We start from the raw sequence: 26,861 nt of genomic DNA on the forward strand, positions 1-26,861 counted from the left end.
CTGCTCGGCGTGCTGTCAGGTATCAGACCAGGCTCAGCGGCCGGACCCGTTCCCGGGGGATGTCGAGATCCGTCGGGCGGAACTCCCGGACCACCACGTCGGGCAGCGCCTGGACGCTGCGGATCCGGTCGGTACGGAAGCAGCGCAGCTCGTCGCGCAGCCGGCACCAGGCCAGCAGATACCAGTGGCGGGGGTTGCCGAGGTAGCCCAACGGCTCGACGTCGCGCACCGAGTCCGCGCCGGCGCGGTCGGCGTACCGGATGCGCAGCACCCGCCGCGCGGCGACCGCGTCGGCGACGATGGCCGGGACGGGCGTTACCGGCCCGTCACCGACCAGGTGCACCCGGCCGGCGAGGCGGTGCGCTTCGGCGGCGTCGGCGGCCGGCAGCACCGCCACCAGTTTGCGCAGCGCGGTGGCGCCCGGCCCGGCGAACGGTGTGCCGTCGAGGCGGTGCAGCGCGACGGCCATCGCCACCGCCTCGGCGGCGGTCAGGTTGACCGGGGGCAGGGTGCGGCTGCGGTCCAGGACGTAGCCACCGGTGCGCCCGCTCTCGGCCCAGATCGGCACCCCGGCCTCCTGCAGCGCGCCGATGTCGCGCTCGATGGTCCGGCTGCTCACCTCGAAGCGGACCGCCAGCCAGCGGGCGCTGCGTGGCCGTGGCGACACCGCCCGCAGCTCCTCGACCAACGCGTAGAGCCGGTCCGTACGGTTCATGCCCCGCACGCTACGGCCGGGGTACGACGCCGGACCGGCACGCGACCGGCTCAGCGATCGGACCGGGACGCGACCGCCGTCAGGCGATGCAGGCGCAGACGATCAACGCGGCGCCGAAGTGGGTGGCGGCGCTGACCCGGGCCGCCGGGTGTGGCTCGGGCGAGCAGATGACCTCGCCGAGTTTGCCCGGGGTGAGCAGGTCCAGCACCACGAAGGCCAGCGCCATGATGGCCAGCCCGACCAGCCCGAACAGCACCGTGGAGGCGAGCCCCCGGCCGAAGTCGCTGTAGCTGGTCAGGATCGCGGTGAAGACGATCCCGGCGATGCCGAGCTGGTTGGCGGCCAGCAGCAGCCCCGCGTTGGCGTTGCGGTCGACCCAGATCAGGTCCCGCAGCCGCCCGGGGGTGAGCAGGTCGACCAGGCCGAAGCCGGCCGCCATCAGCCCCACGCCGACGATCCCGAACACGACGCTCTGCCAGGCACCGCTGAGCAGATCCTCCAGCACCGACTGCCTCCCGACTCTCCGCCCGGAGGGGTACCGGCGCGGTGATCGAGACGATAGCGGCAGCGCGCAACCGCGTCAGCCCCCCGCGCTCACAGCGCCAGGTAACGCTGCCGCTCGTACGGGGTGACCTCGCGGCGGTACTGCTCCCACTCGGCCCGCTTGTTGCGCAGGAAGAAGTCGAAGACGTGCTCGCCGAGCACCTCGGCGACCAGCTCGGACTCGGCCATCACGTCGATCGCCTCGGCGAGGTTTTCCGGCAGTGCCTCGTAGCCCATGGCACGCCGCTCGGCGCTGGTCAGCGACCAGACGTCGTCCTCGGCGCCCGGCGGCAGCTCGTACCCCTCCTCGATGCCCTTCAGACCGGCGCCGAGCAGCACCGCGAAGGCCAGGTACGGGTTGGCCGCCGAGTCCAGCGAGCGGACCTCGACCCGGGCCGAGTTGGGCTTGCCGTACGCGGGGACCCGGACCAGCGCGGAGCGGTTGAGGTGACCCCAGCAGACGTACGCGGGGCTCTCGGTGATCCGGTCCGGCAGGGCCTGCGGGAACAGCCGCTTGTACGAGTTGACCCACTGGTTGGTGACCGCCGTGTATTCCCGGGCGTGCACCAGGAGGCCGGCGATGAACGACTTCGCCACCTTGGAGAGCTTCATCGGGTCACCGCCGTCGTGGAACGCGTTGCGCTCCCCCTCGAACAGCGACAGGTGGGTGTGCATCCCACTGCCCGGCTGGTCGGTGAACGGCTTCGGCATGAAGCTGGCCTGCACTCCGGTGGAGAGCGCCACCTCCTTGACCACGTGCCGGAAGGTCATGATGTTGTCGGCGGTGGTGAGCGCGTCGGCGTAGCGCAGGTCGATCTCCTGCTGGCCGGGTGCGACCTCGTGGTGGCTGAACTCCACCGAGATGCCGATGCGTTCCAGCGCCAGCACGCCCTGGCGGCGGAAGTCGCGCGCCACGGCGTGGGTGGTGTGCTCGAAGTAGCCGCCGGTGTCCACCGGGGTGGGCACCGAGCCGTCCTGGGGGCCGTTCTCCAGCAGGAAGAACTCGATCTCCGGGTGGGTGTAGAAGGTGAAGCCCTTCTCGGCGGCCTTGGACAGCCCGCGGCGCAGCACGTGCCGGGGGTCGGCCCAGGACGGGCCGCCGTCGGGCAGCAGGATGTCGCAGAACATCCGGGCGCTCTCGCCGCTGACCCCGCCCTCGAAGGGGAACACCTGGAAGGTGGTCGGGTCGGGCATGGCCACCATGTCCGATTCGAAGACCCGGGCGAAGCCCTCGATCGCCGAGCCGTCGAAGCCGATGCCCTCCTCGAAGGCCGCCTCCAACTCGGCCGGCGCCACCGAGACGCTCTTGAGCGTGCCCAGCACGTCCGTGAACCACAGCCGGACGAACCGGATGTCCCGCTCTTCCAGCGTGCGGAGGACGAACTCCTGCTGACGGTCCACTTCCCCAACCCCTCGCGACACTCTTTTGTCCGCCTTGGCCGGGCTGCCCCGACCTGATCGCCCAGTCTTACCGGGCCTGGTTACGCAGACGTTACGCGAACTGCCGCCGGTCGTCCCCTCGTGTCCCGCCCGGCGAGCGCGAGCCCGCCGGCTGTGCCGCCCGCGTCCGCCGTCCGGACGGCCGAGCCCCTGCCGTCGCGGCCTCGCGGACGCCTGTCGCGGTAGGTGGCGGCAATCTCGTCCGAGGGTACGGATTGTCGCGCGGAGGCTGGGGCAAGATGAAGGCATGCCCACCCTGCGTCTCGCCCTGTCCCAGGTCAACCCGAGCGTCGGCGACATCGCCGGCAACGCGGACCTGGTCCGCAGCTGGACTCGCCAGGCCGCCGATGCCGGTGCCCAGCTGGTGCTCTTTCCGGAGATGATGCTGACCGGGTACCCGGTCGAGGACCTGGTCTTCCGGCGCTCCTTCGTCGCCGCGTCCCAGGCCGCCGTCGAGCGGCTCGCCGCGGACCTGGCCGCCGACGGCCTCGGGGAGTTGCCGGTCGTGGTCGGCTACCTGGACGCCGACGGACCGCCGCAGGTCAGCGGCGACGCCGAGCCCGGCCGGGGTGCCCGCAACGCCGCCGCGCTGCTGCACCAGGGCACCGTGGCCGCCCGCTACTTCAAGCACCACCTGCCCAACTACGGGGTCTTCGACGAGGACCGCTACTTCGTCTCCGGCGACACGCTGACCGTGGTGCGGATCGGCGGCGTGGACGTCGCGTTGACCATCTGCGAGGACCTCTGGCAGGCCGGCGGTCCGTTCGCCGCCGCCCGGCAGGCCGGCGTCGGGCTGGTGGTCAACATCAACGGCTCGCCGTACGAGCTGAACAAGGACGACATCCGGCTGCCGCTGGTCCGCCGCCGGGCCGTCGAGGCGGGCGCCACCATCGCGTACGTCAACATGACCGGCGGCCAGGACGAGCTGGTCTTCGAGGGCGACTCGATGATCGTGAGCGCCGACGGTGACCTGCTCACCCGGGCTCCGCAGTTCGTCGAGCACCTGCTCGTGCACGACGTCGAGCTGCCGGCCGCCACCACGGCGCCGACCACCGAGGTCATCGCGGACGGCATGCGGGTCGCGCACCACACGGTGGACGGGATTCCGCCCGCGCCGTCCGGCCCGGCCGCCACCGGCGGGCTGATCGAGCCGGTGGCCGACGAGGCCGAGGTGTGGCAGGCGCTCGTGCTGGGCCTGCGCGACTACGTCAACAAGAACCGGTTCCCGTCGGTGGTGCTCGGGCTCTCCGGCGGCATCGACTCGGCGGTGGTGGCCGCGCTGGCCGTCGACGCCCTCGGGCCGGACCGGGTGGTCGGTGTGTCGCTGCCCAGTCAGCACTCCTCGGAGCACTCCCGGGAGGACGCCGCCGACCTGGCCAAGCGCACCGGCCTGGACTACCGCGTCGAGCCGATCCAGCCGATGGTGGACGGTTTCCTGGCCAACCTGTCGCTGTCCGGGGTGGCCGTGGAGAACCTCCAGGCCCGGGTCCGGGGCGTGATCCTGATGGCCCTGTCGAACCAGGAGGGCCACCTGGTGCTGACCACCGGCAACAAGAGTGAGCTGGCGGTGGGTTACTCCACGCTGTACGGCGACTCGGTGGGCGGCTTCAACCCGGTCAAGGACGTCTGGAAGACGCTGATCTGGCGGCTCGCGAAGTGGCGTAACCGGGACGCGGATCGGCGCGGTGAGACCGCCCCGATTCCGGAGAACTCGATCGGCAAGCCGCCGAGCGCCGAGCTGAGCCCGGGCCAGCTCGACAGCGACAGCCTGCCCGACTACGACGTCCTGGACCCGATCCTGATCGGGTACGTCGACGGTGACCTCGGCCGCGACGGGCTCGTCGAGTCGGGCCACGACCCGGCGGTGGTCGACAAGGTGCTGCGACTGGTGGATACCGCCGAGTACAAGCGACGGCAGTCGGCACCGGGCACGAAGATCTCCATGAAGGCGTTCGGCCGGGACCGCCGGCTGCCGATCACCAACCGGTGGCGCGAGCACGGCTGAGGCGTACACCTGGGGGTGCCGGGTCGGTGGCGCGGCCCGGCACCGCCTCGCGGTGGCCGCCGGGCGCGGGCCTCGCGGTTTCGCGGTGGAGTGACATCTCGCACTGGGCCCTGCCGTCACCCCGTCTCGCGGTGCGACGATCGCGACGGAACCCGGGGACCGCGCAGGCGGCCTCGAGGAAGGGAGACAGAGATGGTGGAGTCCACTCCGAGCGAGGTGACCGCGTTGTACGGCGGACCGGTCACCCGTCGGGTCCGCACCCGTGACCTGATCGCCGCCAAGGAGCGCGGCGAACGGTGGCCGATGCTGACCTCGTACGACCAGTACACCGCGGGGATCTTCGACCAGGCCGGCGTGCCGGTGCTGTTGGTCGGCGACTCGGCCGCGAACAACGTCTTCGGCTACGAGACGACCCTGCCGATCACCGCCGACGACCTGCTTCCGCTGGTACGGGCCGTGGTGCGCTCGACCCGGCAGGCACTCGTCGTCGGTGACCTGCCGTTCGGCTCCTACGAGGAGGGCCCGGCCCAGGCGCTGCGCACCGCCGTCCGGTTCATGAAGGAGGGTGGCTGCCACGCGGTGAAGCTGGAGGGTGGCCGCCGCTGCGCCGCGCAGATCGCCGCGATCGTCGGTGCCGGCATCCCGGTGATGGCGCACATCGGCTTCACGCCGCAGAGCGAGCACACTCTCGGTGGCTACCGGGTGCAGGGCCGGGGCGACACCGCCGACGAGGTGCTCGCCGACGCACGGGCGGTGGCGGAGGCGGGCGCGTTCGCGGTGGTGCTGGAGATGGTGCCGGGCGAGGTGGCCAAGCGGATCACCCACGAACTGGCGATCCCCACGGTCGGCATCGGTGCCGGCCCGGACACCGACGCCCAGGTGCTGGTCTGGCAGGACATGGCCGGCCTGCGCACCGGCAAGGCGCCACGTTTCGTGAAGCGGTACGCGGACCTGGCCGGCGCCCTCACCGACGCCACCCGCCGCTTCGCCGACGAGGTCCGTGGCGGCGAGTTCCCGACCGCGGAGCACACCTTCTAGGCGTGATCCACCCGGCTTTGCCGAAGACGCGGTGTCCCTGACCTCGGGACACCGCGTCTTCCGGAAACCGGAGTGGATCACACCGCTCGGGTCAGAGGTCGGTGACGCGGATCCCGGCGTGGGCCTTGTAGCGCTTGTTGATGGCGATCAGATTCGCCGTGAACGCCTCGATCTGGTGAGCGTTGCGCAACCGGCCGGCGTAGATGCCGCGCATTCCGGGGATCCGCGCCGCGAGCGCCCCGACGATGTCGACGAGCTCACGGTCCTCGGTGCAGATCAGCACGTCGAGGTCGATCCGGTCGACCTCGGGGTCGGCCAGCAGCGGGGCGCTGACGTGGTTGAACGCCGCGCAGACCCGGGAGTCGGGCAGCAGCGCGGCAGCCTGCTGCACGGCGCTGCCCTCGGCGACGGTGAGCGCGTACGGGCCCTGCTTGTCGAACCCCAACGGGTTGACACAGTCGACGACGATCGTCCCGGCGAGCGGCTCGGCGAGTGCGGCGACTGTCGCGGCGTGCCCGTCCCACGGCACCGCGATGATCACCACGTCGCTGCGGCGGGCCACCTCGTCGTTGGCCGCGCCGGTGATCCGCACGTCGGCCGGCATCCGGGGCAGCGCGGCGATCTCGGCGGCGGACTCGGCGGCCCGCTCCGCCGACCGGGAACCGATCAGCACCGTCTGCCCGGCTCGGGCGAGCCGGTAGGCGAGGCCACGACCCTGATCGCCGGTGCCACCGATGATGCCGACCGTCAGCCCGGACACGTCGGGCAGCGTGCTCGCGTCGTATGCCATGGGCTCATCCTCGCAAACCGTCAGGTCCGTCAGCAGCGGCAGGCGTTGTGACAATCCCCGCTGCCGGCGAGCCCGCCGCCCGCGACGCCACCCGCGGCGACGGGCGGGACCGCCGCGAGTCGGCTCAGGCCAGCTCGAACAGCACCGTGCGGGCTGCCGGGTCGGCGGTGACCAGGCGGGCCCGGACCCGTTCGCCGAGCGGCAGGTCGCCGTGGCAGCGGGCCCGGACCGGTGGGGTGTCCAGGGCAACCGTGCCGCCGGGCGGGCGGGGCCGGGACTTGCCGTTGGGTGGGGCGTCGACGTCGAGCACGGCCGCCTCGAAGGTCTCCCCCACCCGGTCGGCAAGCAGCACCGCCTCGACCAACTCGACGGCGCCCCGGGCCGCCGCCGAGGCGACCCGGTCGGTGCTGGCCATCACCTCGGGCAGCCGGGGCAGCGCGTCGCGCGCCCAGTCGGGCACGTCCCGACCCGCGTGCAGGGCCAGGCAGACCTCGGTGGCGTACCTGTCGGCCAGGCGTCGCAACGGCGCCGTGACGTGGGCGTACGCGGCGGCCACACCGCCGTGCTCCGGCTGCTCCGGCCGCGTGCCGTCGAAGGCGGTGTACGCCGCGCCGCGCATCAGCTCGGCCGCCTGGTCGATGAAGGCCGCGGAGCGCGGCTGCGTGGCGTCCAGGCCGGCGATCACCTCGCCGGGGCCCGCGCCGTCCGGCCAGTGCACGCCGAGCGGGGCGGCAGCCGCCCGCAGCCGCTGCACCGCCTCCGGTTTCGGGGCGGGCATCGTCCGCAGCAGGCCGATCCCACCGGCCAGCATGATGTCGGCGGCGGCCATGCCGGTCAGCAGGGAGATCCGCGCGTTGTGCTCCTCCATCGGCACCGGCCCGCGCAGCACCAGCCGCCAGCCGTCGCCGTCGGGCTCCACGTCCTGCTCGGGTAGCGGCAGGTTGATGGCGCCGCGGCGCAGCCCCCGGGCGGTCAGTCGCTCACCGATCTCGGGCAGCAGCGCGATCGGCTCGGGCAGTCGCCCGGCGTCGGCCGCCGCCTGCACCCCGGTGTAGTCGAGTTTGGCGCGGCTGCGCACCAGGGCGCGTTCCAGCTCGACGGCTACCGTGCCACCGTCGGCGTCCAGGTCGATGGTCCACACCACGGCCGCCCGGTCGTCGTCCGGCAGCAGGCTGGCCGCGCCCTCGCTGAGCGTCAGCGGATGCAGCGGCACGTGACCGTCGGGCAGGTAGACCGTCTGCCCGCGCCGCCAGGTCTCCTCCTCCAGCGCGCCACCCGGCTCGACGTGCGCGGCGACGTCCGCGATCGCGTACCGCACCCGGTAGCCGCCGCCCGGACGGCGGGCAAGGTGCATCGCCTGATCCAGGTCACGCGAGCTGGCCGGGTCGAGCGTGACGAACGGCACGTCGGTGCGGTCGACGGATGGCCGCGGCGGCGCGGCGGCGGCCGCGTCGGCCTCCCGTTGGGCGGCCGCCGGGAAGCCCTCGGGCAGGCCAAACTCGCGGCGCAGTGCGCCGAAGTCGATGCGGGGCGCGAGTACGCGTCGAATGACCACGGGTCAATCCTGACAGCGCCGGCGGTGATCCGCTTCCGGTGACCGGCCGAGATCTTCGCCGAACCGCCCCGCCCGTTCCGCCCCGCCCCCCTTGGAGCAGCGGGCGGACCCGCCACCGCGCAAGCGGCGTCGCGGTGAGGGCACGGCGGGACGAGCCGGGCCGAGACGCACGTGTCCTCAGCCGGTCGCCTTCCGGGCGGTGCTGCGCGTACTCCGGGGGGTGGTGGCTCGGGCGGCCACCGGGCGGGCCGGCGACTTGCGGGCGGTCACCTTGCGGGCCGGGGCCTTGGCCGCGGTGGTCTTCTTCGCCGGGGCCTTCTTCGCCGCCGCCTTGCGGGCGGTACTCGACGATGTGCCGGTCGCCTTCGCGGCCGGCGCCTTCTTCGCGGCGGCCGTGCGGACGCCGCCGCTCGGGCGGGTGGAAGCGGCCTTCTTCGCGGTGGTCTTCTTGGCCGGGGCCTTCTTCGCCGGGGCCTTCTTGGCGGCTGTCTTCTTCACCGCGGACGCCTTGGTCGCGGCCTTGCGAGCCGGTGCCTTCGCCGCGGCGGTGGTCCTCTTCGCCGCCGACGCCGTGGTCTTCTTCGCGGCGCCGGTCGTCTTCTTCGCGGCGCTCGTCGTCTTCTTCGCCGTGCCCGTTGTCCTGGTCGCGGCGGTGGTGCTCGTGCGTGCCGTGGACGCGGGGGCCCGCTTCGCGGCGGTGGTCGTCTTGCGGGTGGCGGTCGAGGTCTTCGCCGGGGCCTTCCGGGCCGCCACGCTGGTCTTGGTCGCGGCCCTCTTCGTCACACCGGCCTTGGCGGCGGTGGTCTTGGCTGCGGTGGTCCTGCTCGCGACGGTCTTGGTCGCGGCCTTCTTCGCCGGGGCCTTCTTCGCCGCCGTGGTGGTCTTCTTCGCCGGGGCGCGCCCCGCGCCGCCGGCAGCCTTCCGGGCCGGAGCCTTCGCCGCGGCGGCGCTCGCGGTGGACTTGCGCACGGGGGTGGTCCGGCTCGCCGCCGTGTTCCGTTCGGCCGCGGCGGTCTTCTTCGCGGTGGTGCGGCGGGCGGTCGGACGGGTGGTGGCCTGCTGTGCTTCGGCCATCGTGGTTCCCTCCTCGGGGACGTGCTCTCGCGTGCGTCCTCGCGGAGCACGAAATACCTCGGCACGGGCCGTCCCGCGCCGTCTACCTGTCCTCCCCGGCCCAACGAGCGTCCTCGGCATCCCACGCCTCGTTGCGCTCCTGCACTCGTTGCAGGGCGTTCTCCGCGTCGGCCGCCGAGTTGTACGGGCCGAGAACATGCTTCGCCGGACACACGTCGGCGTCCGTCTCGACCCGGTGGTGCCGGGTGCACCAGTAGAAATGCCCACCACGTTCGCTGTCGCTCATGGGAATCACTGTGCACCGCGAACCGACCGGCCGCCACCGGATCGCGCAAGTCGCCGACCCTCTCCACAGTAGATATGCATCGGCCCTGGCGGGGCAGAACACCCGAAATAGGTCGATCGGGCTGGCTGACGCGACGGCTGGCCAGGGGGTCGCGGCCTATGATCGCCCGATGGCGACACCGGACTACATCGTGGGGTTGCGCAAGCACGTCGGTCACGACCTGCTCTGGCTGCCGAGTGTCAGCGCCGTCGTCCGCAACGACGCCGGTGAGCTGCTGCTCGGCCAACGTGCCGACGACGGCCGCTGGTCGGTGGTCAGCGGCTTCGTCGAGCCGGGCGAGCAGCCGGCCACCGCGCTGGTGCGCGAGGTGCGGGAGGAGACGGGCCTGGACGTGGCCCCGGTGCGCCTGTCCAGCGCCGTCTCCCATCCGCACACCTATCCCAACGGTGACAGGTGCGAGTACCTGAATCTGGGCTTCCTGTGCCGGCTGGTGGGCGGCACCGCCCGGGTCAACGACGACGAGTCGCTGGCCGTGGGGTGGTTTTCGTTGGACCGGTTGCCCGAGTTGGACAAGCACGCCCTGCTGGTCATCGCCTACGCGCTGCGGGAGAACCAGGTGGCCGGTTACCTGGAGCCGGGCACGACGTGGGACGACGTGCCCGACTGAGGTTCACACCGGGGTCGGCGTGAGGGCGACCGGCGCGGTGGGCGCGGACCGCGCCGCCCGGATGGTGTACGCGAGGGCGTACGGCGTGCAGGCCAGGTAGAGCATCGGTTCCAGCGGCACGTGGAGGGTGATGATTCCGAAGATCTCCCAGGGGATGGCGGGCCGGGGCAGGGCGATGTTCCAGTCTGTCCAGGCGGCGAGGAGCCACAGCGGCGCGGAGATCCGGTCGATGCTCTCCACTGGCGTCGGACCGATGACCGGGCCGGCGCGACTGCCCGCCGCGATGGCATCGACGACGGCGAGAACCACCGCGAGGTCGGCGACGGCGAGTGCGCCGAGGACGCCCACCCACCAGGCCGCGCGGAGGCGATTGTGGGCGGCGAGGCTCGCCGCGGCCCAGAGCGCCAGCGTCAGACCGGCCAACCAGAGCAGCAGCCCGGGTACCGAGGTGGCCAGGTCCTCCGGGACGAGAGCGGACAGGCACGCGACCACTGTCACGCCGATGGGCAGCACCACGCCGAGCGCGATGCGCAGCGGGCCGTCGAGTGCGCCGTGCCGGGCCCAGCGCGCGGCGACCATCGCCAGCAACACCGCCAGCACGACAGTGACCGCCGTCCAGATCGGCTTCTGTGCCCGCTCCGGCCAGTCCACTCCCGCCAGCCAGGGCTGAATCGGGTCCAGCACGTACGCGCCGCCGATCACGATCGCGACGCAGGCGATCGGGGACAGCAGCAGAGCCGCCGCGGTACGGCCGACTCGACCGCGCAGCAGGCGGCGGTCGACGACCGGGGCGCCGGCCCGGCTGACCGCGAGGCTCACCGCGAAGCCGAGCATTGTCGTCCAGCGACCGGTCTCGGCGAGCACGTGCACCTCGGCGGCCCACTCGCGGCGCAGCTCGTGCCGCAGATCGGCCGGCCAGCGGCGCGCCGCCAGATCCAACAGCACCTCGGCGATCCGGCGGGTCACCACGCCGGTGCCCCGGTGGGCTCGGTGCCACCCCACGAGGGACGACCGTCGGGGATCGCGGCACGGAGGTCGGCGAGCGCCTGCCGGGCCTGCGCCACGCCTTCGGCGGTGAGGCGGTAGTAGCGACGGGCCGGCCGGCCGGCCTGGACCGGGTCGATCGGCTCCCAGTCGGCGGCCAGCCAGCCGGCCTCCTTCAGCCGGTGCAGCACCGGGTAGAGGGTGCCGCTGGCCAGGCCGGTCAGTCGCATCAGGTCCAGCCCGTAGCGCTGCTCGTCGGGCTCGGCGAGCAGCGCCGCGAGCACCTTGGCGACCGGAATGGTGATCCGCATCCGACCACTGTATCGGAACTCTACATAGGGGTGGGGGTGCGCTCGACCGGGATCCACAGTTCGGCGTCCGCCACGGTGCCGTCCGCGGACACCCGAACCCGGGAGATCTCCGGTCCGGGTCGGCTGCGGTACGGGTTGGACGGGAACCACTGGGTGAACACGTCGCGCCACAGGTGCTGCACGGCCTGCGGAAACGCCCCGGAGGTGGTGAACACCGCCCACGTGCCGGCCGGCACCGGCAGCGCGTCCAGATCCTCCGGCGGCACGGCACCGGTCACCACGCCGTGCCAGTAGTCCAGCTCGGTGCCCTCCTGCCGACTGTCGGCGACGTTGTCGCTGACGTTGACGATCCCCTGCGGCTCCTGGTCGGAGAGCGCCTCGATCCGCGCGGTCGTCTCCGTGTCGATGCTCCGGACGAACGCGACGATCGCCGGGTTCATCCCCTCGTGCACCAGTGGGACCCGGGCCCTGCGTCCCACCAGTGCGAACGCGTCCTTGTCGACGATCCGGTACTCCATGCTGCCGCTCCCTTCGACGGTGAGTCGGAAGGACATCCGGGGCTGGGCACGCAGCGCTGCCCCCGTACGCCGAGCCTCTCCGGGCCCCACGCCGTGCACGGCGTGGAACGCCCGGGCGAACGCCTCGGCCGATCCGTAGCCGTAGTGCACCGCGACGTCGAGCAACGTCCGCTCCCCCGCCAGCACGTCCGCGCCAGCGACGGTGAGCCGACGCCGCCGGACGTACTCCGACAGCGGCATGCCGGCCAGCGCCGAGAACAGCCGCCGGAAGTGGTACTCCGACGTCAGCGCGATCCGCGCCAGCTCGGCCACCTCGACCTTGCGGTCGAGGTGGCGCTCGATGTGCGCCATGGCCTCGTTGAGCCGCTCCAGCACCCGGTGCTCCCTTCCTTTGGAGCACCAACGCTAGGTCGCCGGGCCGGTGGCCGACCCGACATCCGATGCCCGCATCGGTCGGGTGCGACCGCACCGGTCGTCGTGTCGTAGCCTGGCGGACTTGCAGGGCAGCGAGGCACCGCCAACCCCGACGTCAGCGGGCCGGCTGTTGCATGATCCAGGTGGGGACGGGCTTCGACAGGGTGCCCAGCACCTCCCAGCCGGCGCGGCGGTACAGCTCGACGTTGGCCGGGTAGCTGGTCTCCAGGATCGCCGGCAGGCCGTCGGCGGCGGCGCGGGCCAGCCCGGCCCGCATGACGGCACGGCCCCAACGGCGTCCGGCGCTGTCGGGGTGGGTGCCCAGCACACCGAGGTACCAGAACGGGTACGTCGGCAGGGCGGCGTGCACGGTGTCGTCGTAGCCCCGGACGCGGGCCAGCACGTCGGCGGGGTATCGCGCTTCCTCCGGCGACCCGGGGCCGACGCCGGGGGCGTCCGGCGGCGCGTCAACCGGCGGCTCGGCCGGCGGCTCCCAGATGGCGACGGACGCACCGCCGCCGATCGTCCAGATCGACGACCTGTGCACCCGCTTGTCGAAGAGGTCCCCGAAGAAGACAGCGGCGTAACGCGGATAGGTGTCCTCGTCCGGGAACAGATGTCGCAGGATGGGATCCTTGACGAATGCGGCAACCAGCGTGGCGACCACCGCATCGCGGTCCGTTGGCGTGGCGAGGGTGATCTCAGGCGTCGTCACAGCAGTCGATGCTATCCCGGGATGGGCGCGCGTCAGCCGAAGGTGAAGGCGTACGCCTCGGCGCCGGGCGCACCGAACGTGATCTCCAGGGTCCGCTCACCGACCGCGCCGTCCTGGCGGACAAGCTGGTAGAGGCGGCCGTCCTCCAGCACACCGTTGCCGTCGGCGTCGACGTCGACGCCGTGCGACGGGCCGGGTGCCGCACCGTCGAGCAGCACACGGAACGGGATCGACGCTCCCGCCTCGGGGGCCAGCACGAGATGCGCGTCGCGGGCGTGGAACCGGAAGGCGATGCCGCCGCCGGCCCGGTCGAGCACGACGTTCTCCGACCCGATCGTCCACTCCCCCGACAGGGCCCACGTGTTGACGTTCAGGCTCTCCGGCACCTGGTAGGCGCGGCGTTCGTCGAGCGCCGGGCCGTTCGGCGACGCGAAGTGGTCGCCGCGCCGGAAACCGAGGTACGTCTCGGGCGTGCGCAGGTTGGTCCAGTCGGCCTCCGCCTCCGGGCCGACACCCTTGACGGGTACGGGGTCGCGCTCGATGCCGAGCAGTTGCTGGAGCATCCGCTCGGACTGCTCGTAGCGCCCCTCACCGAAGTGCTCGTCGCGGATGACCCCGAGGGTGTCGACGAAGTAGAGCGCCGGCCAGTAGTGGTTGTCGAACGCGCTCCAGATCGCGTAGTCGTTGTCGACAGCCACCGGGTAGTCGATCGATCGCGCCGCGACCGCCCGCCGCACCCAGTCGACCTCGTGCTCGAACCCGAACTCCGGCGTGTGCACCCCGACGACGATCAGCCCGTCGTCGCGGTACGCCTGCGACCAGGCACGCACGTACGGCTCCTGACGCAGCCAGTTGATGCAGGTCAGCGTCCAGAAGTTGACCAGGACGACGCGCCCGCCCAGGTCGGCGGGGCCGAGTGGCTCGGAGTTGAGCCACTCGGCCGCCCCGTTCAGCGCAGGCAGGTGCACGGCCATCTAGCGCAGCGACCGGAAGGCGGTGCGCAGCTCCTCGGTGAAGATCTTCGGCTGTTCCCAGGCCGCGAAGTGCCCACCCACGTCGAGCTTGTTGTAGTAGATGAGGTTGGGGTACGCCTGCTCGGCCCAACTCTGCGGCGCCTCGTACAGCTCGTCGGGAAAGACGCTCACGGCGACCGGGATGGTCACGCCCTTGGCGGCGAAGAACGACAGTTTGTTCTCCGCGTACAGGCGGGACGCGGAGACCGCGGTGTTCGTCAGCCAGTAGAGCGAGATGTTGTCCAGGATGTCGTCGCGGGTGAGGCCCGCCTTGGCGCCGTCGAAGACCTGTGCGATCAGGGCGAGACTCTTCGCGTCGTGGTCGAGCAGGAAGGACGCCAGACCGACCGGAGAATCCGCCAGGCCGGTGAGTGTCTGCGGCCGTGTCGCCATCATGAGGGCGTACGCGACGTGTTTCCAGACGTAGTTGGCTTCCTCGGCGGCGCGCATCTCGTCGGCGGACAGACCGGACGGCAACGAGCCCATGGCGTTGTTCGCGCCGGTGGTGTCGCCCTGGAACAGCAGGTCGATCTCGGGTGGGATCGCACCGGGCATGTTGGTGTGGATGCCGAGCAGTTCCGCGGGCGCCTGGAGGCCCATCTGATCCACGATGACCGCGCCCCAGTCGCCGCCCTGCGCGACGAACCGGTTGTAGCCCAGACGCGTCATCAGCTCGGTCCAGGCAGTCGCGATCTTCTGCGGGTTCCACCCCGACGTGGTCGGCTTGCCCGAGAAACCGTGGCCCGGCAACGACGGGATCACCAGGTGGAAGGCGTCCGACGCGCTGCCACCGTGCGCGGTGGGATCGGTCAACGGCTCAATGATCTTCAGCTGCTCGATCACCGATCCGGGCCACCCGTGGGTGACGATGAGCGGCAGCGCGTCCTCGTGCTTCGAGCGCACGTGGATGAAGTGGATGTCCACCCCGTCGATGGTGGTCATGAACTGCGGTACGGCGTTCAGTCGCGCCTCGACCTTGCGCCAGTCGTACTCGTTCTCCCAATAGCGGGCGACGGCCTGAATTGTCGCGAGTGGCACGCCCTGCGACTGGTCGTCCACCGTCTCCTTGTCCGGCCAGCGGGTCGCCTTGATGCGCCTCTTCAGGTCGTCGAGGTCGGCTTGCGGAATGTCGACGCTGAACGGCCGAATCTCCGTGGTAGCGGGACGGGTCTTGGTTTTGACAGCCATGCGTGTTCCTCTCCGTCTGGGTTTGCGCCTCGTGAGGAGAAAACATGGGTTGCAGGCGCTGCCCGGCCTTTGTGTGCCAATTCGAGATGGGCACGCCGCCGCCATATCTCGGAGCCTAGAACGCCGCACCCGTCGCTCGTGGCGATACGACTCGTGGCGATACGAGGAGCCCTCTCACCGCTCAGGTCCGGGTGCCGCGACGGCGTGTTCGGCGGCGCGGCTGACCTGCTCCCAGCCGGCCCAGGTGGCCATCCGCCGGCGGGAGATGTCGAACGCCAGGTCGTACACCATGCTCCCGAGCAGGAGCCGCAGCGGCGGGTCGTCGCTGTCGACCAGGCGCAGCAACGCCTCGGCGGCCAGCCGGGGCGCGCTGTCGATCGAGCCGTCCGCCCACTGCCGCTCCAACTCGGCCCGCAGCGGCGCGTAGGCCGGCAGGGGCGTGGTGGCGCTCAGGCTGGTGTAGAGGTCGGTCCAGTATCCGCCCGGCTGCACGATGCTGAGCGTGACGCCGAAGGCCGCCGCCTCCATCGCCAGCGCCTCGCTCATGCCCTCCAGGGCGAACTTGCTCGCGCTGTACAGGCCGGTGCTCGGAAAGCCGCCGAGCGCGGCGATGCTGGAGATCTGCACGATGTGTCCGGACCGCTGGGCCCGCAGGTGTGGCAGCACGGCCTGGCTGACCCACAGCGCGCCGAAGACGTTGACCTCGAACTGGGCGCGCGCCTGCTCCTCGGTGAACTCTTCGATCATGCCCATGGACAGGGTGCCGGCGTTGTTGACGACGATGTCGAGGCGTCCGAAGTGCTCGACGGCGGTGTGCACGGCGGTGATGACCGCCGCCCGGTCGGTCACGTCGAGGGTCAGGGCCAGCAGCCGGTCGGCGTGCCGCTCGTCGAAGTCGTCAGTCGCGATGGTCCTCGCGGCGGCGACCACCCGGTCACCGCGGTCGAGCGCGGCGTCGGCGAACGCGCGGCCCAGACCGCGGCTGGCGCCGGTGATGAACCAGGTACGCATGGGGGTCTCTCTTCCCTCGTGACGAGACGAGACGGTCCGTCTCGTGATGCCAGAAGAGTAAGCCTCAGACGGGAGGCCGTCAAGACGATACGGTCCGTCTCGTTACTGGTATCGTGCCGCCTCATGACGCCCAACACGGCACGCCGGCGAGAGACCTCCCGACGCGCCATCCTCGGCGCGGCCTTCGACCTGCTCCAGGAGGTCGGGTACGCGAAGGTCAGCATCGAGGGCATCGCCACGCGCGCCGGGGTCGGCAAACAGACCATCTACCGCTGGTGGCCGTCCAAAGGCGCGGTCATCTTCGACGCGTTCCTCCTGCTCAGCGAGGCCACCGAAGGTGGGCCGCCAACCCTGCCGGACACCGGCGACCTGGCGGCGGACCTGACCCTGGTGCTGCGCGCCACGGTCGAGGAGATGAACGATCCCCGGTACGAGCAACCGATGCGCGCGCTGGCCACCGAGATCGCACACGACCCCGAGCTGGCGGCGGTCTACGCCGAACGATTGGACGGGCCGTTGAAGGAGGCCAAACGGCAGCGCCTGCGCAGCGCGCAGCAGGCCGGCCAACTCGCCGAGGACATCGACCTGGACGTGGCGGTGGACCTGATCTGGGGGCCGGTGTTCAGCCGCTGGCTGCAACGCGGTGGGCCGCTCACCGCCGAGTACGCCGACCTCGTCGTCAGCACCGCCCTGAACGGACTGCGCCCCCGCCGATCCGCCGAGTGACGACAGCTGGGACGGCTTTGCGCTGCCCCCGAGCCATGCGGCAACATCAGGCGCCGTGACGGCACCAGGCACGGCCCCCGACGACGACAACGGCACACCTCGGTCGAGTCGGCGGGTCAGACACTGGCTGGCCGGCGCCGGGGTCACCGCGCTGGCGGCCGTACTCGGCATCACCCTCGCCGTCCGCGGCGGTGCCACCCCGGCCTGCGCCGCCCCGCCGACCGGCAATGTCGTCCACGCCGCCCCGCCGAGCGGCAACGCCGTCCACAAGGGAAAGGCCAGCTTCTACGACGCGGGCCGCTCGGGCGGCACCTGCTCCTTCCCGGGCCCGCCGGCGGACCGGCTCTACGTGGCCCTCGGCGCGTCCGCGTACGCCGGGTCGGCGGCCTGCGGCAGCTACCTGGACGTGACCGGCCCGAAGGGCAAGGTCCGGGTCCTGGTCATGGACCAGTGCGGCGGATGCGGCGCCGGCAAGATCGACCTCTCCGACGAGGCGTTCGCCAAGATCGCCGACCGGGCGCAGGGCATCGCGCCGGTGACGTACCGCGCGGTGGTGAACCCGCCACTCGACGGCGGCCTCACCTTCCGGATGAAGAGCGGCGCTTCGCGGTACTGGTTCGCGGTGCAGGTCGGCAACCACGGCAACCCGCTGCGCACGGTCGAGGCGGCCGGACCGGGCGGCGGCTTCCGCAAGGCGGCCCGGCAGATCGACAACTACTGGACCGTCGAGAGCGGGCTCGGCCCCGGGCCCTACCGGATCAGGGTCACCGACGTGTACGGGCGCCAGGCGACCGCCACCGGTATCCGGATGACCCCTCAGCGCATCCAACGCAGCACGGCCACCCTCGCCAGTGCCGCCCCGCCCAGCGCTTCCCCCTCGGCCCCGCCGAGCCCCACCGTCGCGCCCTCGCCGACCCCGACGGAGTCGGCCGCACCGACGACGACAGTCGAGGCGCTCGCCGGTGCCGCCCCACTCGACCGTCCGCACTGCTGACCCGCCCAGTCGCCGACACGGAAACCTCGGAGTGGGGCTCGACCGGCGAGGCCGGCGGGCCAGGCACAACCATGGCCGGCATCGCGGGCAGAACCGGACGCAGCCCCAGGCCGGACTATGATCACCCGCCGTGACAGTCAGACGGTTCGAGGACGACGAGGCCCGTAAAGGCGACCTGGCGGCCGCGCGGCCAGGGCGACGTCCCGCCTGGCGTTCAGTGGTTCTCGCGGCGCTGGCCGCGGTGCTCGTGCTCGCCGGCTGTTCGAGCGGCCCGGCCAGCCCGCCGACCACCGGGGCCTCCCCGCCACGCTCGACGAGCGGGCTGGGTCAGGCGCCGGACGTGCGGCCCAGCGAGTCAGGCTCGGTCAGCGCCGACGAGGCGCAGCGCCGACGCTTCACCGCGGCGGCCACCCTACTCAAGACCAAACCGGGGGTCCTCGGCATCCTGGTGCGCGACCGGCGGACCGGCGAGCTCTGGCAGGCAGGGACCACCGACCATCCGATCTGGACAGCCTCCACCATCAAGCTCGCGATGGCCGTGGGCCTGCTGGAGCGTGCCCGCGCGGGCGAGATCACCCTCGACGCCACCGCACGCCGGCAGATCGCCGACATGCTCAACGTCTCCTCCGACGACGCGGCGACCGCCCTGTGGAACCGCTACGGCCGCGACAGCCAACTCACACGCTTCCAGCAGCGCTACGGAATGACCGGGCTGACCACCGTCGCCGGCTACTCGCGCTTCTGGGGACACCTCAAGTGCACGGCGGACGATCTACAGCGGTTGATGTCGTACGTGCTGGACCGCCTCAACCCGACCGACCGGGCCTACCTCCTCGACGCGATGCGCTCGGTCGGCGCGATCCAGCACTGGGGCATCTGGGCGGCCGGCGCCGCACAGCAGCCCGGCACCAAGAACGGCTGGTCGATCGAGCCAGACCCGGGCGGTAAGCACTGGGTCACCAACACCGTGGGATTCGCCGGCGACGGCCAGCGTTATGTCGTCGCCATCATGTACCAACTCCCACCCGGCAAGACGATCGACGCGGGGGTGCACACGGTGAGCGACCTGGTCGCCACCGTCTTCGGGGCGCGGACCCCGGCGCGGGTCACCGTGCCGGACCCCAGCACCGGACTCTGAGGCTGCCGGCCCTGATCAGCGGAACGGGCGCGCGACGATCGCGAACAGCGTCCGGAGCAGCACCACCACGCGGTACACCGCGTACACGATCCACCCGAGGAACAGGGCGGCGGCGGTGGCGAGCAGGGCACGCCCCACGTAGCTCGTCTCCTCGACCACCAAGCCGCCCGCGATCATGACGGTGGCCACGACACCGAGCAACACGACAGCCCGCCCCACCCCCTTCGCCGCCTCCCACAGGGCGGTCGCGGGTGCGCGGGCCGGCACGGCTCCCGATGGGGGCAGGGTGGGCGACGCGACGGATGCCGGGGCCCGCGCCGCCAGTTCGTCGAGTTGCCGACCCGCGGCGCGGTCCCGCTCGTCGGCGGAGCGACGCAGGACCGCCTCCAGTGCCCGCAGGTCGTCCCGATCGCGGAGCAGCCCGGTGCGTGGATCAGCGAGGAGCAGCAGCGGCACCGGAGGCCCCTCGTCAGCCGAGCGCGCCAGCACCCACGCCTTACCGAAACCGCTCAGCTGACCCGGTTGCCGCACGTGGACGATCCCCGACAGCAGGCTGATCGGGGGTGCCGCCGGGTCAGGACCGATCACGAGGCCGGCGCCGTCGATCATCGCCTCCCCGTCGACCAGATCCCGGCAACCCTCGGTGAACTGCCGCACCCCTGTGGTGACGACGCCGACCACCACCAGGGACACGACCAGCACGAGGACGCCGAGCAGTTCGTTACGCGGCGCCACCGCATCGATCAGCAGCAGCGGAGGAACGAGGACGAACAGGTACCAGCCGGCGAACAGCAGGGCCCGACGCCGGTCCAGCCACCGCACCAGCCGGGCACGGTCGGGCTCGTCGGGAAAGCGCCGCAGGGGGACCGCGTCGGTCGGCAGGACCGGTTGTCGACACAGGTCGTGCAACAGGTCACCCGCCAGCTCCGCCAGGTCCCGCGCGAACTGACCCTCCTCGTAGTCCACCTCGCGGAGTGTGAATAGTTCGATGGCCGCCTGCCCGTCCACCGGGCTCTTCTCGGGCAGCGGGACGCCCAGGCGCACCCCGGCAGCCGGCACCAGCAGCAGACGCGGACCCCGCAGGGTGCGCCGGCCGACAGCCGCCGGATCGTCGACGAGCACCACCGCGGCAACCTCGTCCCACCGCAGGTGGCGTTTCAGTTTCGGGGTCCGCACCGACAGGCCCCGCCGGTCGACGTCGACGCGGAACGGCGACACCGCGTCCCGCACCAACCGGCCACCCAGCGCCAACCCGAGCGCCACAGCCGCCGCGCCCAGCACCAGGCCGATCCAGGCGACATCCAGCAGTTGGTACGCGATGACGACAGCTCCGGTGAGCAGCAGCACCCCGAAGAACAGGAGGACAACACGGTCGAAGTACGGTTGCCGTACCTTCACCGCCTCATCGTCCAGCACGAGGTCAAGGCGTCTGTCGCGCCGGATTGCGCCATCATCGGCCCGGCGGCCTCACCGCTCGGGTCGAGCCTGACTTGTGTGCCGCTTCGGACGCCGGGCCCGGGACAACCACCCGAGGAACCGGGCGTGCATCGCGGTCGGGTCCGGGCGCAGGCCCAGGCCGTACACGTCATCGATCGCCTCGTGCATCGACGCGGCCAGGTAGAACGCCAGGGCGATCGAATGGCCGTAGAACTCGGCCGCGAGGTCGAGCCAACGGATTGCGTACTGGGGTGGGGGTCACCCAGCAGTCGGACGATGCATCGTTCCAACGCGCGGTTCCCGCAGAGAGTAAGCGATGGTCGAATTCCGTTGAAGCATGAGGGTAGAAGGTGTGACCTGTAATGGTGGACCGGTCATGCGATCGGTCCACCATTACGGCTAGAACAAGTGAATCTCTCTCGTCTGCCCGTCTGGGCTGACTACACGAATCGACTCGCCCGCATCAAGCATGCGTTGCACCCACGCATACAGTTGAACCGCGCGATTTATCGTCTCGGTTTTGTTGTCGCCCGTCGATCCACTAACCTCTTCCAGCGCAACCATTGTGCGTGGAAGAAGGTTCACCGTTACCTTGGTCAAGGAACCTCCGTGACCCCGAGTTGTCGGCGGCTTAGGTGGGGCCAAGTCATCCTTCGGCAGGGCGGGTTGCGGTTCGGCGACTTGGTCGCGGTTAATTGCTACGGTGCCTTCTGGTGCGGTGACTGTGGGCATTGGTTCTCCTCTTGTCGACCCCCCACCCGGAAACCAGCTCTGCCAAGCTGTCCCCGAAACCGGGTGAGGCGCTCTGCGGGGAGGGCCGGGGCGTGTTTCGCGTAGCGACACGACCACTCGCGGCAACGAATGATCATCTTGCTACCTCGCGGTACTACTTTGCCGGACGACTGTCCTGCAAGGCAAGCCCGAACCATATGCTATACGGCTCCCGGCTGGCTCCGTGGGGATAACGAACCAGTCCTGCCCTGGTTCCGGGCCACCCCCCACTGGCAGGCAAATCCGGACGCGGCACGCACGTGGTACGGTACCGCCCGAGATCGATGGCTGATCAAGACCAGCTCCTGCACGTACAGAAGCTGGTCCCGATCAAGTTGCCGGCGCAAGTCGCATCAGGTGAACCTTCAACCCGAAGGACAGGTTCATGCCAAGCAGGAACAACGGTAGATCGGCGCCGACCGAGGTGGACTTCACCACCACGGAGCGCCAGCCCGACCCCTCAGACGAGCGGCGCGGGCACCTCAAGATCCATCTCAAGGGGGTCGAGTGGGAGAGCGGCAACCTCTCCTCGGCCGCTGTTATCGCAGTCGTTGGGCTCTTCCTCGCGGGCGGTATCGCTGGCGGAACCGTCCTGGCTACGCACAATCTGCCCGGTGATACCGCCCCTCTGCTTCTCGGAGGCGGCACCCTCGTCGTATTGATCATCGCCGCCACGATCATTCTGGCGCTCAGCCAATCAGAGGACCGACGGCGTCAGAGAACGCAGCGGGGCTACAACCGATCTTCGGAAAGGGGCAGTCGGGGCAGGCCGAGCCGGAAGCCTGGTAGGCAGGGGCAGCGGCGGGACCGCTAGGAGTCAGTGCCACTCCTGCCCAGCCGGGGCAGAAAAGCGGCCCTGAACTGAGGTGAGACAACCGCTGAACGGACTGTTCAGGCCCCTCGGCGGGGCCTGAACAGTCCGTTCAGGATCCGCAACAGGCACGGATGCCGCACGTGCACGCCCCCGTGATCCCGGCGGACGCCGGCCCCCACATCGGGCTGTCCGGGCCGTTCGCTCTGACGCTCGCCAGCGACGGCACGTGGGTCGGGCATCTCGAAAATCTGTACGTCGACGACATGGATGCAGTCGCGGCTGCCTGCGGCATGGCAACCGTCGAACAAAAAGATCGGGGACGTGAGTTCGAGGTGGTCGACCCTGACGGCAACCGGCTCCGCAGCGGGGCACTCCCCCGATGAGCCGACGGAAGCTTCATACCGCGTTGGCATGCCGACCGGAGAGGGGATGCGCCTAAATCGGGCTGGACGGGCAGGTAGTTGTCCAGCCCAAGCCGTCGCCGGTTAGTTGGCGTCAGACACGACTGCTGGCCTCGGCCATGGCATCGCGCATGTCGGCTGTGTGTTGGTCCGCGAGGTCCGACCGGCCGTGGTATTGCGCCGGGGTGTTGTGGAACAACGCGACACGCCACGTCCCGTTCTGCTGCACCGCGACCAGCGACTGCACTGCGTTCACCGCCGGATTCACATCTGTCTGGCCTGGTGGGACCATCCCGACCCGCGCTCTCAGCAGCGCAACCCCGTGACCGAGCGGACGCACCTCCTGCACTCTCCACACGTACGAGGCGGTCGGGTGGTCCGTGAAGATCGGCGCCAGGTGGCCCGCCAACTCCGACGCGCTGACCTGGCTGCCGTCGAAGCCGACAAGCGAGGCGTCGTCGGCGAACAAGGCGGCATACCGGCGCGCGTCGCGGTCGTTCCAGGCGGTCAGCAACTCCTCGTAAAGCCGCTGTACGGCAGCGATTTCCTCAGCCATGCCTCTCATCCTGCCACGCAGGGTGACGGCGGGCCGGCCAGCGCCAGGCCGTACGCCTGGCGTCCAGCGATTCCATCAATGCCGGGGGACGGGCTGGTCCGATGGGGGGACCCCTCCCGCCGTCATCGAGGGCGATACTCGACGAGGCGCGTCGTCGCCCGGTTCTGGTTCGAGCGGCAGCGCCCACCCGGAAGGAGTACCGGTGAGTCAGCCGTACCACGCAGTCGCCGCATGGCGTGCGGCCGGCGAGGCTGGTGACGCCGCGGCAGCGGTCGCCGCTCTCAGCCCGGAGGTCACACTTGTCTCGCCGATCACCGATCGGTTCACCTTCCAGGGTCGCCAACAGGTACGCGACCTGCTTGAGGTGGCCCTGACCGCGATCGACGGCATCACCTACACCGACCAGGTCGCCGAGGGCCGTACCGTGGCGCTGTTCTACGAAGCCCAGGTCGACGGCCGGCGCATCTGTGAAGCGCAGCGGCTGCGCCTACGCCCGGACGGCCTGATCACCGAGATCACGCTCTTCATTCGCCCGCTGCCGGCGCTGACCCGGCTGATGACCAGGCTGGGGCCCGAACTGGCCGGGCGCAATGGACAGCCCGGCCTTGCCCGGCTCATCCCGCTCGCCGCCGGAATGTTGCACTCGATGGCCGACACCGGGGAACGGCACATCGTGCCGCGTGCCGCGCCTCGATAGCAGTCCCCGACGCACGGGTGTGCGACCCGCTGTGGATAGCATCGTTTGTGCCAGATCTCCACGTACTTCGGGTGTTCTGCGGTCCCGGCGGTCAGCCGAGGAGGTCTACGCGCTGCCGGTTCTGCCGCCCGGTGACGGGTGACTGTACGCGTGGGCGTGGCAGGACCGGGTCGCCAGTCGGACGAGGATGAGGCCATCGGAGCGTCCGTGATCGTGCTCACCGCCGAACTGGCCGCGATGCCTATCCGGGCGGCCGCCGCGTTGCGTGGGTCACTCGATCAGCTCTGCGCGTACCCGATCAGCGTCCGGCCGCGGCACAATACCGGAATTGCCATGCAGCTCTCCTGACATAGCTGGAGTCAAGCTTCGACTAGACTGTGTTAGAGAAGGATTGGTCTAGAGGAGAAACGGGATGTTCACCTAGGTCACATCATCCTCGGAACCCGCTGACATGAAACCTGGAGATTTGGCGTCAAACGACTTTGGCAAATCTCCGCCAAAGTCATAGGCCATGAGTTCCGCAGGTGAGACACTCGATTCTTTTAACAGCCTCAGAATGTAATCCCGAAGCTCTTGGTAGTCTTTCCGATCCTCGTCCCACCTGGTGGATGAGATGTATCCATTACTCGAAATTACCGTTGTGTCCCTGGCCTCCCTGTACTGCTTACCGTAGGCCGCAGCACAGCTGTCGAATGACTCGTGTTGGACCATGTCGGCGGGGGTCGGGTTGACCTGCACGTACCTTAAGTCAGCTATCGCTCTAGAGGTTAGCATTCGCTGCAAGGCTCTCACGACAATGCGATCAAGTGGAGATCCGACATTCTTCAGGATCTGCTCGGCCAGCAATTCGATCCTGCTATTAACCTGCGCGAGCATTTCTAGACTGTCGGCCATCTGCCGCTCCTCGGCTCCCCGCTTCAAGAAGGCATGCATCATGCCGGCCCACTGCTGCCGTAGATAGCTTTCGATGTCGCTGAAGTTTCGGAACGGTGCGATTGCGTTGTTCTGAGCCCGGGTTTGGACCTCTTCGATAAACTCGAATATTTTCGGGCTATCAGCATGGGGAAAAGAGACGTGCGCCAAGACCTCTGGGCGGGACGCGTTTGCACGGTACAACTCGAAATCGTTAGCGGTTCCCTGCTCGACAAGTGCGAATACGGGTATGTGCTGCTTGATTGCTGTCTGGTACTCGCCGTTGGTCACAGACTTATCACTATCCCGCGCAAGACTTCCGTATCGACCCCCGATAATCAATACAAAGAGGTCGACGTTCGGAACTTCCTTGAAACAGGACTCGGAAGCGCTAGTTGCCGGATCGTAAAAGACCGCCCCGTCCTCACTTAGGACGGCGCCATAACCCAGCGCTTCAATCATTCGCTTGAGGCTCTCACGAATGTAGCGGAGGTCGTAGAAAGTGGAGCTCACGAAGACGGTAGGGGATGCCATAGAGCGATTGTTGCATCGGATGCTCCGTGACTGGATGCCTGGAGCCTCGCGAGTCGCGGGGCGCTAGTAGTTTGAGGAGGAATGCCCGCATTGCCCGGGGTGCTGCATAGTTGATCGGCAACCCCTGGCCGGTCAACCTAGCAACGACGGCCCCGACATGGGTACGCAGTTGCGAACTTACAGAAGATAGCCCCCAGGCGGCCGACGCCAAACTTGTGGAGCTGATTGAGCATGTCGTCCGGCTTCGACTTGCGCCCCGACCCGATCATCGACTCGGGGGGCACAGCTTCCGCTACATGTAGCAGCCGCCGGCATGTTCGAAGAAACCCTTGCCGAGGATAGCGCCTTGCCTGACACGTATGCGGGAGGGCAGCAGGAATTGATTGACGCGATGCGTGCCGATCTGGACCTTCTTGATCGGGCCATAAAGCAAGGCGCAGGGGAGGACGAGGCAGCTATTGGGCAACAAGACCACGCGCGCCCTCAGGCCGTCTCAGGTCGAACCTTGACGGGGCGAAGATCCCACCGCAGAACCGCCCCGGATGGGTGGTCACTTGTGATCACCCGGTAGACGTGACCCGCCGCCCGCTCTCCCCGATGCCGCATCGAGTGGTCACCCGGACGAGTCTGGCCCTCAGATACAACGCTCTCACGGGCGCGGTTCCGGAACCCCAGCCGCAGGCCCGAACAGGCTATCGATCGCGTTTCGGGTGTGTTCCTCGCGGGACGGCATCAGCGCAGCTTGGTCGCGATATGTCGGGCACAGTCACGTGGAAGGCTGCCGCTGGCTCGCCAGGTCGCCATCCCCCAGCCAGAGCCTTGCGGACGACTGCCACGACCGTCGACGGAAGTACAGGGACGGGCGGGCCGCCGAACCAGTTGCTCGGATGGTCCTGAGGCATGCTGACCAGCAGCACGCTGCCCTTGCGGTCGGCTTGCTCGATGGCGAAGGTAAGTGGTCGCTCGCAGAGTGCCTGGTCGTAGGTCGGCTTCCCGCGCACTCGCCACCGGTAGACGATGCCGTCGACCGTGGTCAGCCTTGAGCCCTTCCTGGTCAATGCCATGCCGATCCCCCTCGCGGTCGATTGTGGGGCCCGTCAGGAGGGTGAGACGGTCGGAGTCGACGCCGGGTCGTAGTTGGCGTCGGATCGGAACAAGACGACGCCGCTCGCCGAGTCCAGCAAGTATGAGGCTGACACGGCCGAGCCTTCCTCGCCGTCGCTCCAATCCAGGCCGGTCCCACCACGCCACTCCGGTTCGGCGGGCAGCCAGGACGACAGCCGCGGGTGTGGCGCGACATCGTCGGGGATGTCCACGTCCAAGGCAGTCGTCAACTCGGTCAGCCTGGCAATGTCGGCCTGCGCAACCCGGACCGCGCCCTCACGCACCAGGAAGAGGTCGCCAACGTTGAAGTCGCAGCGGCCGTTCTCTGTCCACTCCCACCAGTGGACCTCCAGGACCCGACCCAGCGGTCGCAGTTCCGACTCGATCGGCGCGGCTTCGGTATGCACGGATGCGTCGACCGTCACCTCCGGCTCGGCGCAGCTGAACGGCATAGAACACCCGCCCTGGGACATCGACAGTGCGCCCAGGGCAAGAATGCCCACCACACGG

The 26,861-nt window shown here is 70.0% G+C and carries 28 protein-coding genes and 1 pseudogene; 10 read left to right on the forward strand and 19 right to left on the reverse strand.

The genetic code is table 11. The annotated features are described in order from the left end of the window. Positions 1-22: 22 nt before the first annotated feature. The 3 genes from AB0B57_RS18015 to glnA all read right to left on the reverse strand — a co-directional run bounded on the left by AB0B57_RS18015 (position 23) and on the right by glnA (position 2,659). Positions 23-715: a WYL domain-containing protein gene (locus AB0B57_RS18015; protein ID WP_357070443.1), complete on the reverse strand. Its 693-nt coding sequence runs from the start codon at positions 713-715 to the stop codon at positions 23-25. Between the two features lie 79 nt (positions 716-794). Next, positions 795-1,220, reverse strand: a complete 426-nt coding sequence (locus AB0B57_RS18020) for a DUF350 domain-containing protein (RefSeq protein WP_357070446.1) — start codon at positions 1,218-1,220, stop codon at positions 795-797. An 89-nt stretch (positions 1,221-1,309) separates the two neighbouring features. Next, positions 1,310-2,659, reverse strand: a complete 1,350-nt coding sequence (glnA, locus tag AB0B57_RS18025) for a type I glutamate--ammonia ligase (protein ID WP_357070449.1) — start codon at positions 2,657-2,659, stop codon at positions 1,310-1,312. Positions 2,660-2,945: 286 nt separating this feature from the next. Here glnA and AB0B57_RS18030 point away from each other — a divergent pair, with 286 nt between their 5' ends. Beyond that, positions 2,946-4,703: an NAD+ synthase gene (locus AB0B57_RS18030; RefSeq protein WP_357070452.1), complete on the forward strand. Its 1,758-nt coding sequence runs from the start codon at positions 2,946-2,948 to the stop codon at positions 4,701-4,703. A 192-nt stretch (positions 4,704-4,895) separates the two neighbouring features. Continuing rightward, positions 4,896-5,741 (forward strand): 3-methyl-2-oxobutanoate hydroxymethyltransferase, encoded by an 846-nt coding sequence (panB, locus tag AB0B57_RS18035; RefSeq protein WP_357070455.1) that lies wholly within the window; start codon positions 4,896-4,898, stop codon positions 5,739-5,741. A gap of 91 nt (positions 5,742-5,832) precedes the next feature. On the opposite strand, the gene npdG is transcribed toward panB, so the two are convergent. The 4 genes from npdG to AB0B57_RS18055 form a co-directional block, all read right to left on the reverse strand. Then, a complete protein-coding gene (npdG, locus tag AB0B57_RS18040) occupies positions 5,833-6,531 on the reverse strand; it encodes an NADPH-dependent F420 reductase (protein WP_007463329.1) in 699 nt (232 codons plus the stop codon). 124 nt (positions 6,532-6,655) lie between these two features. Next, positions 6,656-8,086: an RNB domain-containing ribonuclease gene (locus tag AB0B57_RS18045; RefSeq protein ID WP_357070458.1), complete on the reverse strand. Its 1,431-nt coding sequence runs from the start codon at positions 8,084-8,086 to the stop codon at positions 6,656-6,658. 177 nt (positions 8,087-8,263) lie between these two features. Next, complete coding sequence (locus AB0B57_RS18050; protein WP_357070461.1) at positions 8,264-9,160, reverse strand: histone; 897 nt, start codon at positions 9,158-9,160, stop codon at positions 8,264-8,266. A gap of 82 nt (positions 9,161-9,242) precedes the next feature. Further along, entirely contained in the window at positions 9,243-9,446 is a 204-nt protein-coding gene (locus tag AB0B57_RS18055) for a hypothetical protein (protein WP_357070464.1), read from the reverse strand. A 169-nt stretch (positions 9,447-9,615) separates the two neighbouring features. On the opposite strand from AB0B57_RS18055, the gene AB0B57_RS18060 reads away from it, so the two are divergent. Then, positions 9,616-10,113, forward strand: coding sequence for an NUDIX domain-containing protein (locus AB0B57_RS18060; RefSeq protein WP_357070467.1), 498 nt, complete (start codon positions 9,616-9,618; stop codon positions 10,111-10,113). A gap of 3 nt (positions 10,114-10,116) precedes the next feature. On the opposite strand, the gene AB0B57_RS18065 is transcribed toward AB0B57_RS18060, so the two are convergent. From AB0B57_RS18065 to AB0B57_RS18095, 7 genes are all read right to left on the reverse strand, one after another. Continuing rightward, positions 10,117-11,115: a hypothetical protein gene (locus tag AB0B57_RS18065; RefSeq protein ID WP_357070470.1), complete on the reverse strand. Its 999-nt coding sequence runs from the start codon at positions 11,113-11,115 to the stop codon at positions 10,117-10,119. Then, positions 11,076-11,408: a PadR family transcriptional regulator gene (locus AB0B57_RS18070; protein WP_357070473.1), complete on the reverse strand. Its 333-nt coding sequence runs from the start codon at positions 11,406-11,408 to the stop codon at positions 11,076-11,078. The genes AB0B57_RS18065 and AB0B57_RS18070 overlap by 40 nt, the downstream gene beginning before the upstream one ends. Before the next feature lie 20 nt (positions 11,409-11,428). Further along, positions 11,429-12,301 carry an AraC family transcriptional regulator gene (locus AB0B57_RS18075; RefSeq protein ID WP_357070476.1) on the reverse strand — a complete coding sequence of 291 codons (873 nt, stop codon included), beginning with the start codon at positions 12,299-12,301 and terminating at the stop codon, positions 11,429-11,431. A gap of 154 nt (positions 12,302-12,455) precedes the next feature. Further along, positions 12,456-13,055 carry an N-acetyltransferase gene (locus AB0B57_RS18080; RefSeq protein ID WP_357070479.1) on the reverse strand — a complete coding sequence of 200 codons (600 nt, stop codon included), beginning with the start codon at positions 13,053-13,055 and terminating at the stop codon, positions 12,456-12,458. A 32-nt stretch (positions 13,056-13,087) separates the two neighbouring features. Further along, a complete protein-coding gene (locus AB0B57_RS18085) occupies positions 13,088-14,029 on the reverse strand; it encodes a thioredoxin (RefSeq protein WP_357070482.1) in 942 nt (313 codons plus the stop codon). Continuing rightward, positions 14,030-15,256 (reverse strand): epoxide hydrolase family protein, encoded by a 1,227-nt coding sequence (locus tag AB0B57_RS18090; RefSeq protein WP_357070485.1) that lies wholly within the window; start codon positions 15,254-15,256, stop codon positions 14,030-14,032. Positions 15,257-15,430: 174 nt separating this feature from the next. Further along, positions 15,431-16,267, reverse strand: a complete 837-nt coding sequence (locus tag AB0B57_RS18095; protein ID WP_357070488.1) for an SDR family oxidoreductase — start codon at positions 16,265-16,267, stop codon at positions 15,431-15,433. 123 nt (positions 16,268-16,390) lie between these two features. Here AB0B57_RS18095 and AB0B57_RS18100 point away from each other — a divergent pair, with 123 nt between their 5' ends. The 3 genes from AB0B57_RS18100 (at position 16,391) to AB0B57_RS18110 (ending at position 19,125) form a co-directional block, all read left to right on the forward strand. Next, positions 16,391-16,993, forward strand: coding sequence for a TetR/AcrR family transcriptional regulator (locus AB0B57_RS18100; protein ID WP_357070491.1), 603 nt, complete (start codon positions 16,391-16,393; stop codon positions 16,991-16,993). Positions 16,994-17,048: 55 nt separating this feature from the next. After that, positions 17,049-17,987 carry an expansin EXLX1 family cellulose-binding protein gene (locus AB0B57_RS18105; RefSeq protein ID WP_357070494.1) on the forward strand — a complete coding sequence of 313 codons (939 nt, stop codon included), beginning with the start codon at positions 17,049-17,051 and terminating at the stop codon, positions 17,985-17,987. Between the two features lie 130 nt (positions 17,988-18,117). Then, positions 18,118-19,125 carry a hypothetical protein gene (locus AB0B57_RS18110; protein WP_357070498.1) on the forward strand — a complete coding sequence of 336 codons (1,008 nt, stop codon included), beginning with the start codon at positions 18,118-18,120 and terminating at the stop codon, positions 19,123-19,125. Positions 19,126-19,140: 15 nt separating this feature from the next. On the opposite strand, the gene AB0B57_RS18115 is transcribed toward AB0B57_RS18110, so the two are convergent. Next, positions 19,141-20,523: a hypothetical protein gene (locus tag AB0B57_RS18115; protein WP_357070501.1), complete on the reverse strand. Its 1,383-nt coding sequence runs from the start codon at positions 20,521-20,523 to the stop codon at positions 19,141-19,143. Between the two features lie 69 nt (positions 20,524-20,592). Next, complete coding sequence (locus tag AB0B57_RS18120; protein ID WP_357070504.1) at positions 20,593-20,730, reverse strand: hypothetical protein; 138 nt, start codon at positions 20,728-20,730, stop codon at positions 20,593-20,595. A 988-nt stretch (positions 20,731-21,718) separates the two neighbouring features. On the opposite strand from AB0B57_RS18120, the gene AB0B57_RS18125 reads away from it, so the two are divergent. Together AB0B57_RS18125 and AB0B57_RS18130 are read left to right on the forward strand one after the other, a co-directional pair. After that, entirely contained in the window at positions 21,719-22,147 is a 429-nt protein-coding gene (locus AB0B57_RS18125; RefSeq protein WP_357070507.1) for a hypothetical protein, read from the forward strand. A 131-nt stretch (positions 22,148-22,278) separates the two neighbouring features. Continuing rightward, positions 22,279-22,395, forward strand: a pseudogene (locus AB0B57_RS18130) (DNA-binding protein); the annotation flags it as partial. A 247-nt stretch (positions 22,396-22,642) separates the two neighbouring features. On the opposite strand, the gene AB0B57_RS18135 reads toward AB0B57_RS18130, so the two are convergent. Then, a complete protein-coding gene (locus AB0B57_RS18135) occupies positions 22,643-23,104 on the reverse strand; it encodes an SgcJ/EcaC family oxidoreductase (RefSeq protein WP_357070510.1) in 462 nt (153 codons plus the stop codon). A 202-nt stretch (positions 23,105-23,306) separates the two neighbouring features. Here AB0B57_RS18135 and AB0B57_RS18140 point away from each other — a divergent pair, with 202 nt between their 5' ends. Beyond that, the gene (locus AB0B57_RS18140) at positions 23,307-23,801 is read left to right on the forward strand and encodes a nuclear transport factor 2 family protein (protein WP_357070513.1); all 495 of its coding nucleotides are present in this window, start codon (positions 23,307-23,309) and stop codon (positions 23,799-23,801) included. Positions 23,802-24,008: 207 nt separating this feature from the next. Beyond that, positions 24,009-24,149: a hypothetical protein gene (locus tag AB0B57_RS18145; protein WP_357070516.1), complete on the forward strand. Its 141-nt coding sequence runs from the start codon at positions 24,009-24,011 to the stop codon at positions 24,147-24,149. A gap of 72 nt (positions 24,150-24,221) precedes the next feature. On the opposite strand, the gene AB0B57_RS18150 is transcribed toward AB0B57_RS18145, so the two are convergent. Then, entirely contained in the window at positions 24,222-25,247 is a 1,026-nt protein-coding gene (locus AB0B57_RS18150; RefSeq protein ID WP_357070519.1) for a DUF4062 domain-containing protein, read from the reverse strand. A gap of 1,097 nt (positions 25,248-26,344) precedes the next feature. Then, positions 26,345-26,854, reverse strand: coding sequence for a hypothetical protein (locus AB0B57_RS18155; RefSeq protein ID WP_357070522.1), 510 nt, complete (start codon positions 26,852-26,854; stop codon positions 26,345-26,347). Positions 26,855-26,861: the final 7 nt, after the last annotated feature.

The organism is Micromonospora sp. NPDC049101 (genome assembly GCF_040648675.1).
Lineage (GTDB): Bacteria > Actinomycetota > Actinomycetes > Mycobacteriales > Micromonosporaceae > Micromonospora.

What these genes read in the sequence shown, in the direction of transcription:
- npdG (WP_007463329.1), bottom strand. Translation starts at nt 6,531, where the DNA reads ATGGCATACGACGCGAGCACGCTGCCCGACGTGTCCGGGCTGACGGTC.
- AB0B57_RS18095 (WP_357070488.1), bottom strand. Translation starts at nt 16,267, where the DNA reads ATGCGTACCTGGTTCATCACCGGCGCCAGCCGCGGTCTGGGCCGCGCG.
- AB0B57_RS18125 (WP_357070507.1), top strand. Translation starts at nt 21,719, where the DNA reads ATGCCAAGCAGGAACAACGGTAGATCGGCGCCGACCGAGGTGGACTTC.
- AB0B57_RS18135 (WP_357070510.1), bottom strand. Translation starts at nt 23,104, where the DNA reads ATGGCTGAGGAAATCGCTGCCGTACAGCGGCTTTACGAGGAGTTGCTG.
- AB0B57_RS18055 (WP_357070464.1), bottom strand. Translation starts at nt 9,446, where the DNA reads ATGAGCGACAGCGAACGTGGTGGGCATTTCTACTGGTGCACCCGGCAC.
- AB0B57_RS18015 (WP_357070443.1), bottom strand. Translation starts at nt 715, where the DNA reads ATGAACCGTACGGACCGGCTCTACGCGTTGGTCGAGGAGCTGCGGGCG.
- AB0B57_RS18150 (WP_357070519.1), bottom strand. Translation starts at nt 25,247, where the DNA reads ATGGCATCCCCTACCGTCTTCGTGAGCTCCACTTTCTACGACCTCCGC.
- AB0B57_RS18030 (WP_357070452.1), top strand. Translation starts at nt 2,946, where the DNA reads ATGCCCACCCTGCGTCTCGCCCTGTCCCAGGTCAACCCGAGCGTCGGC.
- AB0B57_RS18050 (WP_357070461.1), bottom strand. Translation starts at nt 9,160, where the DNA reads ATGGCCGAAGCACAGCAGGCCACCACCCGTCCGACCGCCCGCCGCACC.
- AB0B57_RS18070 (WP_357070473.1), bottom strand. Translation starts at nt 11,408, where the DNA reads ATGCGGATCACCATTCCGGTCGCCAAGGTGCTCGCGGCGCTGCTCGCC.
- AB0B57_RS18120 (WP_357070504.1), bottom strand. Translation starts at nt 20,730, where the DNA reads ATGCACGAGGCGATCGATGACGTGTACGGCCTGGGCCTGCGCCCGGAC.
- AB0B57_RS18085 (WP_357070482.1), bottom strand. Translation starts at nt 14,029, where the DNA reads ATGGCCGTGCACCTGCCTGCGCTGAACGGGGCGGCCGAGTGGCTCAAC.
- panB (WP_357070455.1), top strand. Translation starts at nt 4,896, where the DNA reads ATGGTGGAGTCCACTCCGAGCGAGGTGACCGCGTTGTACGGCGGACCG.
- AB0B57_RS18060 (WP_357070467.1), top strand. Translation starts at nt 9,616, where the DNA reads ATGGCGACACCGGACTACATCGTGGGGTTGCGCAAGCACGTCGGTCAC.
- AB0B57_RS18100 (WP_357070491.1), top strand. Translation starts at nt 16,391, where the DNA reads ATGACGCCCAACACGGCACGCCGGCGAGAGACCTCCCGACGCGCCATC.
- AB0B57_RS18090 (WP_357070485.1), bottom strand. Translation starts at nt 15,256, where the DNA reads ATGGCTGTCAAAACCAAGACCCGTCCCGCTACCACGGAGATTCGGCCG.